The 14,171-nt window shown below is 48.2% G+C and carries 12 protein-coding genes; 5 read left to right on the top strand and 7 right to left on the bottom strand.

Features of this window, described 5'->3' with window-relative positions:
- Nucleotides 1-38 precede the first annotated feature (38 nt).
- The 3 genes from leuS to NSQ37_RS20790 all read left to right on the top strand — a co-directional run bounded on the left by leuS (nt 39) and on the right by NSQ37_RS20790 (nt 3,441).
- The gene (gene leuS / locus NSQ37_RS20800; protein WP_015240416.1) at nt 39-2,453 is read left to right on the top strand and encodes a leucine--tRNA ligase; all 2,415 of its coding nucleotides are present in this window, start codon (nt 39-41) and stop codon (nt 2,451-2,453) included.
- Between the two features lie 115 nt (nt 2,454-2,568).
- Nucleotides 2,569-2,880: a rhodanese-like domain-containing protein gene (locus NSQ37_RS20795; RefSeq protein WP_003152299.1), complete on the top strand. Its 312-nt coding sequence runs from the start codon at nt 2,569-2,571 to the stop codon at nt 2,878-2,880.
- Between the two features lie 84 nt (nt 2,881-2,964).
- Nucleotides 2,965-3,441, top strand: a complete 477-nt coding sequence (locus tag NSQ37_RS20790) for a GNAT family N-acetyltransferase (protein ID WP_079978510.1) — start codon at nt 2,965-2,967, stop codon at nt 3,439-3,441.
- Between the two features lie 36 nt (nt 3,442-3,477).
- Here NSQ37_RS20790 and melA read toward each other — a convergent pair whose 3' ends face one another.
- The 5 genes from melA to NSQ37_RS20765 are packed head-to-tail and all read right to left on the bottom strand — an operon-like array spanning nt 3,478 to nt 8,872.
- Entirely contained in the window at nt 3,478-4,776 is a 1,299-nt protein-coding gene (gene melA / locus NSQ37_RS20785; RefSeq protein WP_007408804.1) for an alpha-galactosidase MelA, read from the bottom strand.
- A 22-nt stretch (nt 4,777-4,798) separates the two neighbouring features.
- On the bottom strand, nt 4,799-5,620 hold the full coding sequence (locus NSQ37_RS20780; protein ID WP_253612793.1) for a carbohydrate ABC transporter permease: 822 nt from the start codon (nt 5,618-5,620) through the stop codon (nt 4,799-4,801).
- On the bottom strand, nt 5,617-6,531 hold the full coding sequence (locus tag NSQ37_RS20775; RefSeq protein ID WP_326365119.1) for a carbohydrate ABC transporter permease: 915 nt from the start codon (nt 6,529-6,531) through the stop codon (nt 5,617-5,619). The genes NSQ37_RS20780 and NSQ37_RS20775 overlap by 4 nt, the downstream gene beginning before the upstream one ends.
- Entirely contained in the window at nt 6,528-7,805 is a 1,278-nt protein-coding gene (locus tag NSQ37_RS20770) for an ABC transporter substrate-binding protein (protein WP_253612795.1), read from the bottom strand. The genes NSQ37_RS20775 and NSQ37_RS20770 overlap by 4 nt, the downstream gene beginning before the upstream one ends.
- 41 nt (nt 7,806-7,846) lie before the next feature.
- A complete protein-coding gene (locus NSQ37_RS20765) occupies nt 7,847-8,872 on the bottom strand; it encodes a LacI family DNA-binding transcriptional regulator (protein WP_038459551.1) in 1,026 nt (341 codons plus the stop codon).
- Between the two features lie 200 nt (nt 8,873-9,072).
- Between NSQ37_RS20765 and NSQ37_RS20760 the strand changes: the two genes are divergently transcribed.
- Nucleotides 9,073-9,255 (top strand): sporulation protein Cse60, encoded by a 183-nt coding sequence (locus NSQ37_RS20760; RefSeq protein ID WP_003152309.1) that lies wholly within the window; start codon nt 9,073-9,075, stop codon nt 9,253-9,255.
- A 35-nt stretch (nt 9,256-9,290) separates the two neighbouring features.
- Here the strand turns inward: NSQ37_RS20760 and opuD are convergent, their stop codons facing one another.
- Together opuD and NSQ37_RS20750 are read right to left on the bottom strand one after the other, a co-directional pair.
- On the bottom strand, nt 9,291-10,826 hold the full coding sequence (gene opuD, locus NSQ37_RS20755) for a glycine betaine transporter OpuD (RefSeq protein ID WP_007613202.1): 1,536 nt from the start codon (nt 10,824-10,826) through the stop codon (nt 9,291-9,293).
- A gap of 179 nt (nt 10,827-11,005) precedes the next feature.
- Nucleotides 11,006-12,271 carry a BaiN/RdsA family NAD(P)/FAD-dependent oxidoreductase gene (locus NSQ37_RS20750; RefSeq protein WP_007408798.1) on the bottom strand — a complete coding sequence of 422 codons (1,266 nt, stop codon included), beginning with the start codon at nt 12,269-12,271 and terminating at the stop codon, nt 11,006-11,008.
- Nucleotides 12,272-12,478: 207 nt separating this feature from the next.
- Between NSQ37_RS20750 and NSQ37_RS20745 the strand changes: the two genes are divergently transcribed.
- A complete protein-coding gene (locus NSQ37_RS20745; RefSeq protein WP_003152313.1) occupies nt 12,479-14,116 on the top strand; it encodes a putative polysaccharide biosynthesis protein in 1,638 nt (545 codons plus the stop codon).
- Nucleotides 14,117-14,171: the final 55 nt, after the last annotated feature.

Here is a 14,171-nt window from a genome sequence, read left to right as displayed (position 1 = left end):
CTACATACGCCGTATTCAATCAGAAGGAGGTTTTTACGTTGAGTTTTCAGCATGAAAAAATAGAAAAGAAATGGCAGAATTACTGGTTGGATCATAAAACGTTCGCCGTCAGTGAAGAGAATGACAAGCCGAAGTTTTACGCGCTTGACATGTTCCCGTATCCTTCAGGAGCCGGCCTTCATGTCGGACATCCGGAAGGCTATACGGCAACCGATATCCTTTCGCGCATGAGACGCATGCAAGGATACAATGTGCTTCATCCGATGGGATGGGACGCGTTCGGGCTTCCTGCCGAGCAATACGCGCTTGACACGGGGAATGATCCGGCCGAGTTCACAAAACAAAATATAGATAATTTCCGCCGCCAGATTCAATCGCTCGGATTTTCATATGATTGGGATCGTGAAATCAATACGACTGATCCGGACTATTACAAGTGGACGCAGTGGATCTTCACCAAGCTGTACGAAAAAGGGCTCGCTTACGTAGACGAAGTGCCGGTCAACTGGTGCCCGGCGCTCGGAACGGTGCTTGCGAACGAAGAAGTCATTGACGGCAAAAGCGAGCGGGGCGGCCATCCGGTTGAACGCCGCCCGATGAGACAATGGATGCTGAAAATCACCGCTTATGCGGACAGGCTTCTTGAAGATTTAGAAGACCTTGACTGGCCGGAAAGCATTAAAGACATGCAGCGCAACTGGATCGGACGCTCAGAAGGCGCAAACGTGCATTTCGCGATCGACGGCACTGATGACACGTTTACCGTGTTTACGACAAGACCGGACACGCTGTTCGGCGCGGCTTATGCCGTACTGGCTCCTGAGCATGAGCTTGTGGAGGCCATCACGACGCCTGAACAAAAAGAAGCGGTAGACGCTTATGTTAAAGAAGTTCAGGCGAAAAGTGACCTGGAACGGACGGATCTTGCGAAAACAAAAACGGGCGTCTTCACGGGCGCATATGCCGTAAACCCTGCAAACGGAGAAAAGCTGCCGATCTGGATAGCGGATTATGTCCTCGCCTCTTACGGAACAGGCGCTGTAATGGCCGTGCCGGCGCATGATGAACGTGATTTTGAATTCGCAAAAGTGTTCAGCCTGCCTGTCAAAGAAGTCGTAAAAGGCGGAAACACGGAAGAAGAAGCGTACACGGGGGACGGAGAGCATGTCAATTCCGGCTTTCTGAACGGACTGAATAAAGCGGAAGCGATTGAAAAAATGATCGCCTGGCTTGAAGAAACGAAAAACGGTGAGAAAAAAGTGACATATCGTCTGCGTGATTGGCTGTTCAGCCGCCAGCGCTATTGGGGCGAGCCGATTCCGGTTATTCATTGGGAAGACGGCACGTCAACAGCCGTTCCGGCGGAAGAGCTGCCGCTGATTCTGCCGAAAACCGATGAAATCAAACCGAGCGGAACAGGTGAATCACCGCTTGCCAACATTAAAGAGTGGGTGGAAGTCACTGATCCTGAAACGGGCAAAAAAGGCAGAAGAGAAACGAACACGATGCCGCAATGGGCGGGAAGCTGCTGGTATTTCCTCCGCTTTATCGACCCGAAAAATCCGGATCAGCTCGCTTCACCTGAGAAACTGGATAAATGGCTGCCCGTTGATATTTACATCGGAGGAGCGGAGCATGCCGTGCTTCACCTTCTGTACGCGCGTTTCTGGCATAAATTCCTCTATGATATCGGTGTCGTGCCGACGAAAGAACCGTTCCAAAAGCTGTATAACCAAGGAATGATTCTCGGGGAAAATAATGAAAAAATGAGTAAATCCCGCGGAAACGTCGTCAATCCGGATGAAATTGTGGCGTCTCACGGAGCAGATACGCTCCGCCTGTACGAAATGTTTATGGGGCCGCTTGATGCATCTATCGCCTGGTCTGAATCAGGCCTTGACGGAGCGCGCCGCTTCCTTGACCGCGTATGGCGTTTGTTTATCGAGGAAAACGGCGAGCTGACGGGCAAAGTGACAGAAGGCGCAGGCGAAACTCTTGAGCGCGTCTATCATGAAACGGTCATGAAAGTGACAGAAAACTTCGAAGCCCTTCGTTTTAACACGGGCATTTCTCAGCTGATGGTCTTCATTAATGAAGCTTACAAAGCGAATGAACTGCCGAGAGAATATATCGAAGGTTTTGTGAAGCTGCTTTCTCCTATTGCGCCGCATTTGGCTGAAGAACTGTGGGAAAAACTCGGCCACGAAGGTTCGATTGCATACGAGGCTTGGCCTGCTTATGACGAATCAAAACTGGTGGACGATGAAGTGGAAATCGTCGTCCAGCTGAACGGAAAAGTAAAAGCGAAATTAATGGTTCCGGCTGATGCTGATAAAGCAGCATTAGAACAGCTCGCACAAGCTGACGAAAAAGTAAAAGAGCAGCTTGAAGGAAAAACGATCCGAAAGATCATTGCCGTACCGGGCAAGCTTGTCAATATCGTGGCAAACTGACCGGGCGAAGCCCCTCTCCTACAGAGAGGGGCTTTTTTATCAGCCTCTATCATAGAAATTGCACCGCGGGCTTTGGTATACTTAACACCATAAAGATGAATGGGAGTGTCACACATTGAAAATAAATGAAATCAGCACAGCCGCACTGGAAGAAAAGTTAAAAGCGGGAGAAGAGCTGTATCTGATTGATGTCAGAGAAGACGAAGAAGTTGCCGAAGGAATGATTCCGGAGGCCGTTCACATCCGCATGGGGGACATCCCTGAGAAGATGGATGCGTTAGACAAGGACAAGGAATATGTATTTATCTGCCGTTCCGGAAAAAGAAGCATGAACGTTTGTATGTATTTACATGAGCAGGGCTTCCGTACGGTTAATGTTGAAGGCGGCATGCTGGAGTGGGAAGGCGAAACAAAGCCGAAGAAATAACGCTTTGAAGTGAAAGAAGAAAAGGGACGTGCGTCTTTTTCTTCTTTTTTTATAAAAAAACGGGAGGCGAATCAGGTGAAACCGATGATCCGCGCGATGAAAACAAACGATATCAAACAGGTCCGGCAAGTCGCAGAACGAAGCTGGCATCATACGTATGAAGGGATTATTCCCAGACACATTCAGGATCAGTTTCTCGAATCCGCCTATCAGGATGAGATGATGGAACGCCGGCTCTTGCATTCTCTGTTCTTTGTGGCAGAAGAAGAGGGGCGAGTGCTCGGTTTTGCAAATGCCACCCCGGTTCAAAAAGACGGAAATGCGGAGCTGACCGCCATCTATATTGACCCGGATTGCCAGGGAAGCGGGATAGGCACGGCACTCCTTAAAGAAAGCATCAGGCAGTCCGGCGGGGTAAAAAAGCTTTATGTCCATGCAGAAAAAGAGAACCGCATTGCCTTATCCTTTTATCAAGCGAAAGGGTTTCAATGGGTATGTGAATTTGAAGAAGATTTTAAAGGACACACTTTACAGACGGTCAAACTGGTACTGAACATATAAAAGCGTCCGGCCCGCCCAGGACCGGAACGCGAATGATCAGTGATAAGCCGGAAGCCGGTCTTTGTGCGCTTCAAATAAGTCATCGCACAAAGATATGATGTCATTCATGGAAAGCTCAGCGCTTGTATGCGGGTCAAGCATGGCCGCCTGATATACGGCTTCCTTTTTTAATGTAACGGCCGCTTCGATGGTTAAAAGCTGTGTGTTAATGTTTGTTCTGTTGAGCGCCGCGAGCTGCTCGGGAAGTTCGCCCGAATAGCATGGCATAATGTGGTTTTTGACGGCTGTGCAAGGCACTTCAACGACCGCTTTCGCCGGCAGATTCGGTATCAGCCCGGTATTCAGCACATTGCCGCCGAATGTGAACGGTTTGCCCGTCTCCATCGCTTCAATAATTCTCGAACCGTATTCTTTTGAGCGTTCATGCGTCAGGTTTTGGTTGTTGATGATGCCGTCTCTCATCGTTTCCCAATTGTTGATTTGTTCCGCGCATCTCCTCGGATATTCATCAAGCGGAATTTGGAGTTCATCTATCAGCTCCGGATACCGGCTTTTTATAAAATACGGGTGATATTCGGCATTATGCTCAGATGATTCCGTTACGTAGCAGCCGAATTTATCCATCAGCTCAAACCGCACCATGTCCTTATGTTTCGTCTTTTGTTTTTCGCGTGCCCGTCTTTTAATTTCAGGATATAAATCAATTCCGTCTTTTTTAATCTCCAAAAGCCAAGCCATATGGTTAATGCCGGCAATGCGTTCTTCCGTCCCTTCGTGATCCATGCCGAGTGAGTCAAACAGATCTTTGGTACATACCTGGACGCTGTGGCACAGGCCGACCGTTTTGACATTCGTATGTCTGAGCATCGCTCCGGTCAGAGAGGCCATCGGATTTGTATAGTTTAACAGCCACGCATCCGGGCAGACCTCTTCCATGTCTTTTGCGATGTCAAATAAAACGGGGATGGTGCGAAGGGAACGGAAAATGCCGCCTATTCCGACGGTATCGGCAATCGTCTGGCGGAGACCGTACCGCTTCGGGATGTCAAAGTCAATGACCGTCGCGGGTTTATAACCGCCGACCTGAATGGCGTTTATCACGTAGCCGGCGTGTTTCAGCGCCTGTTTTCGGTCATCGTAGGAGATGATGGATATACTCGTATTGTAGCGGTCTCTCATGTTTTCCAGCATGAGCTGGGATTCTTTCAGCCGTACAGCGTCAATATCATAAAGTGCGAATTCAAACCCGTTTAATGCTTCAGTCAGTAAGCAGTCCCCCAGTACATTTTTTGCGAAAATCGTGCTCCCCGCTCCGATAAACGTAATTTTCTTCAACGGAAATTCCTCCCATTTCTTCTCAGCCTTTGACCGCCCCGGAGGACAGCCCTGAGATAAAATATTTTTGAAGCGCCAAAAACAATACGACCATCGGCAGCATCGCCATGATCGCGGCTGCGGCGACTAAGTGAAGATTGTTCGCGTTTTCGCCGAAAAATCCCGCCATGGCCACGGTCAATGTCTGCACCTTTTGATCTTGTAAAAAGAAAATCGCAAATTGGTAATCGTTCCAGATAAACACACAGGAAATAATGCAGACCGTTGCGGTAATCGGTTTCAACAAAGGAAACACGATTGTATAAAAAGTCCTGATCAATCCCGCGCCGTCCATCCTGGCGGCTTCCTCAAGCTCTTTCGGAATGGAAGAGCGGATAAACCCTGAATATAAGAAAACGGTCAGCGGCATATATGCAGCCGTATTAATGAGAATGGCTGCGGCATGCGTATTGATCAGCCCCGCATCAGCGACCATCTTGTATAAAGGAACCATGGAAGTCAAAGGCGGGATGATCATGATTGAAATCAAAAGGCCGAAGACGATTTTGTTCAGCTTTGTATTTCTTCTTGCGAGCGGGTATGCGGCAAGCGAACCCATGAAAATTAATAAAGCGGCGGAAACGGCTGTAATGATGATCGTGTTCAGAAAGGATTGCCCGAGAGAGGCACGTTCCCATGATTCACGAAAATTCTGAAATGAAAAGGCGGATGGCAGCGACCATTTTGAACTGTAGTCACCTTTTGCTTTTAATGACGTGGTCAGCAAAATATAAAAGGGGACAATATGAACGCACGAGATAACGGCTGCCAACAGCGTAAAAATCCGCATTCGGGCTGTTTTCATGACATTTCCGTCTCCTTTCGCTTGAAATACACGAGAGCCGAAAAGCTGATGACAAGAATAATGCCGGACATAAACACGCCTTGGGCGGCGGCATATCCCGCATCCTGCCGTTTAAAATATAAATCATACATAAACGTTGACATCGATTGAGAGGAATTGCCCGGCCCGCCTGCGGTCAGCGCGAAAATGACATCAAACAGCTTCAGCCCGCCGATGATATTGATGACCATGTTGATGGTGACAGCCGGCATCAATAAAGGCAGGGTGATGGTGAAAAACGGCTGAAGACCTCCCGCGCCATCCATTTTTGCGGCTTCGTAATAATCTTTCGGAATGCTTTGCAGCCCCGCCAAATATACAATCATCGCAATGCCTGCGTATTGATACGTGTTAATCATGACGATAATCCACGGGTTTGCCGCAGGGCTTGCCAAGGCGTTGACAGGACCGATTCCCAGTGTGCCAAGCACATCATTCAGCGCACCCCCGTCATATGAGAAAATAAAATACCAAATGTATCCCATAATCAGCGGACTGATAATGACGGGCAGGTAGACGATCGTTCTTGTGAGCGCCTTCATTTTTAAGCTCTGATTCAAGAGCAGCGCATATAAAAGTCCGAGCATATTCTGAAAAAAAGTGCTTCCGATGCCGTAAAGCAAAGTGTTTTTCACAACAAGCCACGTGTCCGGATCTGTAAAAAGCCTTTTATATTGAGTAACCCCCACCCATTGATACGTCTGTGAGAAGCCGTTCCAGTTTGTAAATGTGATAAAAGCGCCTTTGACAAACGGAAAAATCATGAAAATAAAAACCGTGGCAAGAGCGGGAACGTACATCCACCACAGTGACGCGGGTTTTACCGGCTTTTGATGTTGAATTCCTTGGGTTTCTTTTGCAAGATCACTCATTCTTTTTCAGCTCCCCGTGAATCAGATTGAAGCCGGAGCCGCTTATATTCCCTGCCGAGTTTCGCTGAAATTTCAGCGGGGGTTAAGATATCGGCCATCAGCTCCTGCCCGGCTGTTCCCATCACATCCCACATTCCGTTCGGCAAATAAAGGCGGTCAAAATAAGGCTGCACCTTAATATGCTGATAGCGCTTATAGTCATTTGCGTAGAAAATGTCTGTTTGCACATTCACTAATCCGGCCGGAAGCGAGGTCGCTTCGGCAATTGATTTTGCATGCTCGGGTCGGGCCATAAATGCGATAAACTGTTTCGCTTCTTCAAGCCGCGGGGAATCCTTGAATGCCGCCAGCGTGTAACGTTCGCCTCCGATCCAAACCGGCGCGTCTCCCTTGTGGACGGCCGGGGTCGGTATGATGCCGACTTTTACCTTCGGATTGATTTGAGCGACGTCTTGGCCGAGGGTGCCGCCCTGCAGCGTAAAGGCGATTTTGTTTTGCGCCATCAGTTCAATGAGCTGGGACCGTTTTGCCGTCACGGCATCTATATTGAGCAGGTTTTCCTTTTGCATCTCTTTCAGTTTGTCAGATAAATAGGTGAAGTGTGTCCAGCGGAAGGTTCCGTTTAACAGTTGTTTTTTGTAACGGTGTGCGGGATCTGTGATGAGAAGCGGTGCGGCGAATTGATCGTAATATTGGGCAAATGAGCTTTTCTCATAGCCGGCAAACCAGAAGGGGATGGCTGTTCCGCCGCTTTTTTCTTTAATCTGTCTCAATGCCTTCATAAAATCATCCATTGTTTCCGGCGGTTTGATTCCGTATTTTTCCAACAATGTGCGATTGTAGGCCAGTCCGTCCTTTGCCTGATTCAGAGGGAAGGCGTATATTCTGCCTTTGGCATCTTTGAGCATACTGTTTAAATTCGGATCGAGCCGCTTCGTCCAAGACATGCCGCTGAGGTCGGCGGTATATTCTCCGTAGCGGATTTTGGCCCAGCCGTGTGTGTCAAAAAGATCGGGCATGTCGCCGGCTGCCATTCTGACCCTCATCATATTTTCGTAGTCATTGCCTGGGAAATGAACGTTTACTTGAATGTCCGGATGTTCTTTTTGGAATGAATCAGCCAACTTTCTGAATACGGCGCGTTCGCTGTCTGAGGATATGGTGGAATAGACTGTCAATGTTTTCTGCTTTTCTCCGGCGCCGCTCTGTTCTGCCGAGCAGCCGGGAAGTATCATGCAAGTAAAAGAAAGAAACAAAGCCAGTAAGCGTTTCATCTTTTCCTCCTTTAAATATGATATAAACGCTGCGGGACACGTCACCTCCTTTCTTGTGAGCCGCAGCTTTGTCTGACAATCAATGAAGTGGGGAGCGTCACGGCCAGCGGGACGGTTCTGCCGTTTAAACGGTCGAGAAGCAATTTGACACCCGTCCGGCCCATCTCTTCCGTGTATACTTTTACCGTTGATAACGGCGTGCTGGCGTATTCTGCCTCATCAATTCCGTTGAAGCTGACAACCGCCGTATCGCGCGGGACTTGAAGACCGGCTTCCTGCAGGGCTTTTAAAGCGCCGACAGCCATCGAATCACTTGCGATAAAAAAGGCATCGGGGAGACTTCCGCCTTTGATGGCTTCATTCATCAGCCGGAACCCTTCGTGCATGCTGTATTCGCCGATCAGTACATGCTCCGGCTCGGCGCCGGCCATTTGTAAGAAAGCGGTCAGACGCTTATCCTCAATCGTTTTATTGCTGTTTACACCGTCTATGACGGTATGCTCCCGCTCTCGGCCGCCGATATAACCGAGCCGCTGGTAACCGAGCGACAGAAGATGTTCTATCGCCTTTTGCGCTGCGGCATAAAAATCCACGCTGACGGAATCGTAGCGGGCGGGATCGGGGGTGCCGTTAACAAATACCGCGTGCCTGAAAGCGGCGCTGATATTCGTAAGCGCCTCGTCTTGCAGGCTGCCGATGACGATGACGCCGTCCAGTTCGTGAAACATATGCTCTTGAAAAGAACCGAGATGGATAGAAGATGTGATAAAAACTTTTTGCCGAAAGCATTCTTCCTCAATGCCTTTTCGGATCGCCGAAAAATAAGGATCCTGCCGTTCTTCTTCCGGTGACAGGCAGCTGACAACGCCGATCAGGGGCGCTGAATCGCTGCGGCTGCGGTTCTTCCGTTTTTTTGCCGACGGCTGATAGCCCAGCTCATCGGCGATCCTCAGAACTTTTTCTCTAGTTTCATCAGTCACGGCCAAAGAGTCATCCTTATTCAAAATTCTCGATACTGTCGCGCTGGATACAGATGCCTGTAAGGCAATATCTTTGAGACGGACCATTTCGCATCTCCTTTTTACTAAATATTTACTAAACAGAAATGACCTGGTTATTGTTAAAATGATATTATCATACGAGAGTAAGCGTTTTCAACAACTATTTTCGGTTACTTTTAGTAAAAATCAGTAAAAAAGAAAATCTGTTTTTCTCTATCATATTTCAATTGAACCGGAATAAATTGATAGAGAAAGGAGAGGGTGATGTGCTGAAGATAGCTGTTTTTGATGAGGAGCATGAAAAGGATCTGCAGACTGAAGTCAATACATTTTTAAAGGGGATTTCTGATGAACAGCTCGTTGATATTAAATATACGGTAGCGGCGGCCTGTGATCCTGAAGGTGAGCAGCTTTATTGTTTTTCCGCTCTCATTTTATACCGAAAATAAAGAAGCCCGGACGAAATGCCGGGCTTCGTTGTTCATTATGCTTTTTTGACGCGGGGACTTCTTGGTTTTTGGTATTTCTCCGCTTGCTTGATTCCTTTTCTCTCGCTCGCTAATGACTTGTACAGAGACACGATCATCAGAAGGATCACGACTGAAAACGGAACCGCGGCGAGAATGGCCGTGTTTTGCAGTGCGGCCAGACCGCCGGAATATAATAATACCGCTGCCACGGCGGACTGGATGATGCCCCAGATGATTTTCACCCGGTTTGACGGGTCTAAAGAGCCGTAAGACGTTTGCATTCCAAGCACAAATGTCGCTGAATCCGCTGATGTAATAAAGAATACAGCGATCAGAACAAGCGTTAATACGGATGTCACCATTGTCAGCGGATAGTGGCTGAGTGCGCCGAACAGCATCGTATCCGTTGACATTCCCGCGACATTGAATACGCCTTTCTGCTGAAGATCCATCGCGGATACACCGAAGATCGCAAACCATAAGAAAGCCAATATACAAGGTGTCACCAATACCCCGATTAAAAATTCCCGGATCGTCCGGCCCCTTGATACACGGGCGATAAAAATGCCGACAAACGGCGACCAGGATATCCACCAGGCCCAATAGAAAATGGTCCAGCTGTTAATCCATTCGCGCTTTTGAGGATCATTCGGAGACAAGCGAAAGCTCATCTGCACGATATTTTGTATGTATTGGCCGATAGAATCGGTAAATGAGTTCATAATCAGCACCGTCGGGCCTGCAATGAGCATAAAGATCATTAAAATAGCCGCGAGCGCCATGTTGGTATTGCTTAAGTATTTAATCCCTTTGCCGATTCCGCTCCACGCAGAAATCAAAAATAACACGGTCACGACAGCGATCAGGATCAGCTGAATGGAAAATGTTTTCGGAATGCCGAATAAATAATGCAGACCGCCGTTGATCTGAGTCGCTCCGAGCCCTAAGCTTGTCGCCACACCGACAACGGTCGCAAACACGGCGATACAGTCAATCGCTTTGCCGATCGGCCCGTTTACTTTATCGCCCAAAAGCGGTGTCAGTGTGCTGCTGATCAAACCGGGCGCGTCTTTTCTGAATTGAAAATATGCGATACATAAAGCGACAACCGCATAGATGGCCCAAGCGTGCAGCCCCCAGTGGAAAAATGTGTACCGGAGCGCATCACGAAATGCTTGGGGCGTTTCTGTTTCACCTGAGGGAGAGCTGATGGCGTAATGGCTGATCGGTTCCGCAGCCCCGTAAAATACCAAACCGATTCCCATGCCCGCGCTGAAAAGCATGGCAAACCATGATAATAAGCCGAATTCCGGTTTTTCCCCGGGTTTTCCGAGTTTTATTGTGCCGATCGGACTCACAATGAGAAAGAGACAGAAACCGACAAATATAGAAACGACCAGCAGATAATACCAGCCGAAAGAATCCGTAATAAATTTTTGTGCCGTATCAGTGACTTGCTGCAGGCTGTCAGGAGAAATGGCCCCCCATAAAACCGCAGCGGCTGTGATGACAATCACAATCCAAAAAACACTGGAGATGTTCTTCTTCAAACGTTCTCACCCTCTGACTATTTTTTTCAATACGCCATTTTGTTTTAGTATGGTCGTACGATTGCAGATCATTCCTTTCTTCCTATTCCCTCAATCAGGTGAAACAAAACGCAGAAAACTCTATCATGTTTTTGGTCAATTATCAACGGGGACGCTCAGGTAAATGCGCTTTAAACCATTTAGAGCGAGCGTGAGAAACGTCCTGCATTCAAACCGGCGAGACGCCCTGTGACAAAGGCTGAAGTGATATTGTAGCCCCCGGTATAACCGTGAATGTCGAGTATTTCTCCGCAAAAATATAAGCCTTCCATTTTTTTAGACGCCATTTGTTTCGGCTCAATCTCTTTTACGGAAACACCTCCGCCTGTGACAAACGCTTTGTCCAAAGAAAGCGTTCCGTCAGCGGCAACCGTAAATTGTTTGCAGTCTTTGACAAAAGCCCTGAATTGATCCTTCGGCAGTTCCGTAAAGCTTGTCTGCGGATCAAGACCGTTCCGTTCCAGAAGAAAAAGCAGGTACCGTTCCTGCATCCACGGCTTCAGCGCATTTTTGAGCGCTTTTTTCGGTGCGTCTTTCAGTTCCTTGTGCATCTTTTGAAATAACTCTTCCTCGTTGATGCCGGGAAACAGATCGATGCGGAGTTTGACCTCTGGCTGCTTTTTCAGTTCTTTGACGACAAACTGGCTGCAGCGGAGAATGGCGGGGCCTGACAAGCCGAAATGGGTAAACAGCATGTCCATCACGTGTGTGACGATTGGTTTGCCTTTTTTATTCAGGACGCTGACGGCCGCGTTTCTAAGAGACAGCCCCTGAAGTGTTTTTTGTTTAATAAACGGTTCTGACGACGTAACCGGCACTTCCGTCGGAAAGAGTTCGGTCACGGTATGACCGGCCGCTTCCGCCCATGCATAGCCGTCTCCGGTGCTGCCGGTATGCGGGACTGATTTTCCGCCGACCGCGATAATGACGGCGTCTGCGTTAATGTGTTCGTCATTGTTTGTCGTAATGCCCGCTGTCCTGCCGTTCTCGTACCGCACTTCTTTGATTTTTTCATTTGTGCGGATGGTGACGTTCAGTTGTTTTAATCGGTTCAAAAGCGCATCGACAACGCTTTGCGCTTTGTCCGTCACCGGGAACATGCGCCCGTGGTCTTCTTCTTTCAGCTGAATGCCGAGTTTTTCAAAAAAGGCGATGATATCTTCATTATTAAATTCGGAAAACGCGCTGTATAAAAAGCGGCCGTTGCCGGGGATGTGTTTGATGATTTCTTCAACGGGGAGGCGGTTGGTCACGTTGCAGCGCCCGCCGCCGGAAATCGCCAGCTTCCGTCCCAGCTTGTTTCCTTTATCGATTAATAATACGTCCGCGCCTTCTTCGCCTGCCGCAATCGCAGCCATTAAACCGGACGGACCGCCGCCGATCACAATCACGTCATAATGTTTCATCTTTCATCAACAACTTTCTTTTTCACGTATAATAGGCGGAAATGTCCGCTTTCTGCTATTATAGCGAAAGAAAGGGAATCCTTAAACGTATTTTGTTTTTTAAAGAGTTTTCCCAAAAAGTTTCCCGCTGTAATTATTACCGTCTAATTGCCCAGTTGTGTTAAAATAGAAAAGTTGAATCTTCGTAGAAAATGGTGATGAGGAAACATGTCAAGCAAATTGTTAAGGGGCACGTTCGTGCTGACGCTCGGCACCTATATATCGCGGATTTTAGGGATGATTTATCTGATCCCGTTCGGAGCGATGGTCGGAGCGACGGGCGGAGCTTTGTTTCAATACGGATATAATCAATATACACTGTTTTTAAACATTGCCACGATGGGATTTCCCGCCGCGGTTTCAAAATTTGTCTCGAAATATAACTCCAAAGGAGACTATGAGACGAGCAGGCGGATGCTGAGAGCGGGAATGTCGGTTATGCTCGTAACCGGGATGATCGCTTTTTCAATTCTTTATATTTCGGCGCCGTTTTTTGCGGAAACATCTCTCGGCGGCACGAGTAACAACGGACTTACGATTGACCACGTCGTTTATGTCATCCGGATGGTCAGTCTGGCACTTTTGGTCGTGCCGATTATGAGTCTTGTGCGCGGTTTTTTCCAAGGTCATCAGATGATGGGGCCGACAGCCGTTTCACAGGTTGTGGAGCAGCTTGCCCGGATCATCTTTTTATTGGGCGCAACGTATTTGATTTTAAGAGTGATCAACGGCGGCCTTGTCATCGCAGTCGGATACGCGACTTTCGCGGCGCTGATCGGATCATTCGGAGGGCTTGTCGTCCTTTATATTTACTGGAATAAGCGGAAGGGCGATCTTCTGGCGATGAAGCCGAATCTCGTCCCGTCTGCGAACTTAAGTTATAAAAAAATGTTCATTGAGCTTTTCAGTTATGCCGCTCCTTACGTATTTGTCGGACTGGCGATTCCTTTGTATTCTTATATCGATACGAATACGTTTAATAAAGCGATGATTGCGGCGGGCCATAAGGATATCAGCCAGGACATGCTTGCGATTGTCACCCTTTATGTGCCGAAGCTTGTTATGATCCCGGTTTCTCTGGCGACCGCTTTCGGTCTGACGCTGATTCCGACGATTACTGAATCGTTTACGAGCAGGAATTATAAGCTTTTGAACCAGCAGATTAACCAGACGATGCAAATTATTCTGTTTTTGGTTATTCCCGCCGTTGTCGGGATGTCCGTGTTATCGGGCCCGGCCTATACGTTTTTCTACGGCTCTGAAAGTCTTCGCCCGGATATCGGACAGGATATATTGTTCTGGTACGCGCCTGTCGCGATTCTGTTTTCTCTGTTTACCGTAAACGCCGCGATCCTGCAAGGGATTAATAAGCAGAAATTTGCTGTCGTGAGCCTTTTCATCGGCGTCATTATAAAAGTGGTGCTGAACGTGCCGCTGATCAAGCTGTTTCAGGGAGACGGGGCCATCTTGGCAACGGCGCTCGGTTATATCGCTTCTCTTCTGTACGGTTTTATCATGATTAAGCGCCATGCGGGCTATTCGTATACGGTACTTATAAAACGGGTCATTTTAATCGCAGTCCTGTCCGTCGTGATGGGAGTCGCGGTCAAGCTGACTCAATGGCTGCTCAGTTTCTTTGTAACATACCAAAGCGGCCAGGTGCATGCGGCGATTGTCGTCTTTGTCTGCGCCGCTGTCGGCGGTGCGGTGTACATGTTTGCCGCGTACCGAATCGGATTTTTACAGAAAATGTTTGGAAATCGTCTGCCCCGTGTTTTGAGGAGAGGCAGGCATTCCGCCCATTGAGAAATAATGAATAGTCCGCTTATCGCGGGCTTTTCTTTTTAAAGGAGAGGATCAG

The sequence above is a fragment of the Bacillus sp. FSL P4-0334 genome, from assembly GCF_038004825.1.
GTDB lineage: Bacteria > Bacillota > Bacilli > Bacillales > Bacillaceae > Bacillus > Bacillus velezensis.
This window is presented reverse-complemented; position numbering and strand designations above follow the sequence as displayed.

Coding starts and splice junctions, on each gene's coding strand:
- NSQ37_RS20775 (WP_326365119.1), bottom strand. CDS start 6,531: ATGAGTGATCTTGCAAAAGAAACCCAAGGAATTCAACATCAAAAGCCG.
- NSQ37_RS20790 (WP_079978510.1), top strand. CDS start 2,965: ATGATCCGCGCGATGAAAACAAACGATATCAAACAGGTCCGGCAAGTC.
- NSQ37_RS20745 (WP_003152313.1), top strand. CDS start 12,479: ATGTCAAGCAAATTGTTAAGGGGCACGTTCGTGCTGACGCTCGGCACC.
- NSQ37_RS20765 (WP_038459551.1), bottom strand. CDS start 8,872: ATGGTCCGTCTCAAAGATATTGCCTTACAGGCATCTGTATCCAGCGCG.
- NSQ37_RS20770 (WP_253612795.1), bottom strand. CDS start 7,805: ATGAAACGCTTACTGGCTTTGTTTCTTTCTTTTACTTGCATGATACTT.
- NSQ37_RS20750 (WP_007408798.1), bottom strand. CDS start 12,271: ATGAAACATTATGACGTGATTGTGATCGGCGGCGGTCCGTCCGGTTTA.
- NSQ37_RS20780 (WP_253612793.1), bottom strand. CDS start 5,620: ATGAAAACAGCCCGAATGCGGATTTTTACGCTGTTGGCAGCCGTTATC.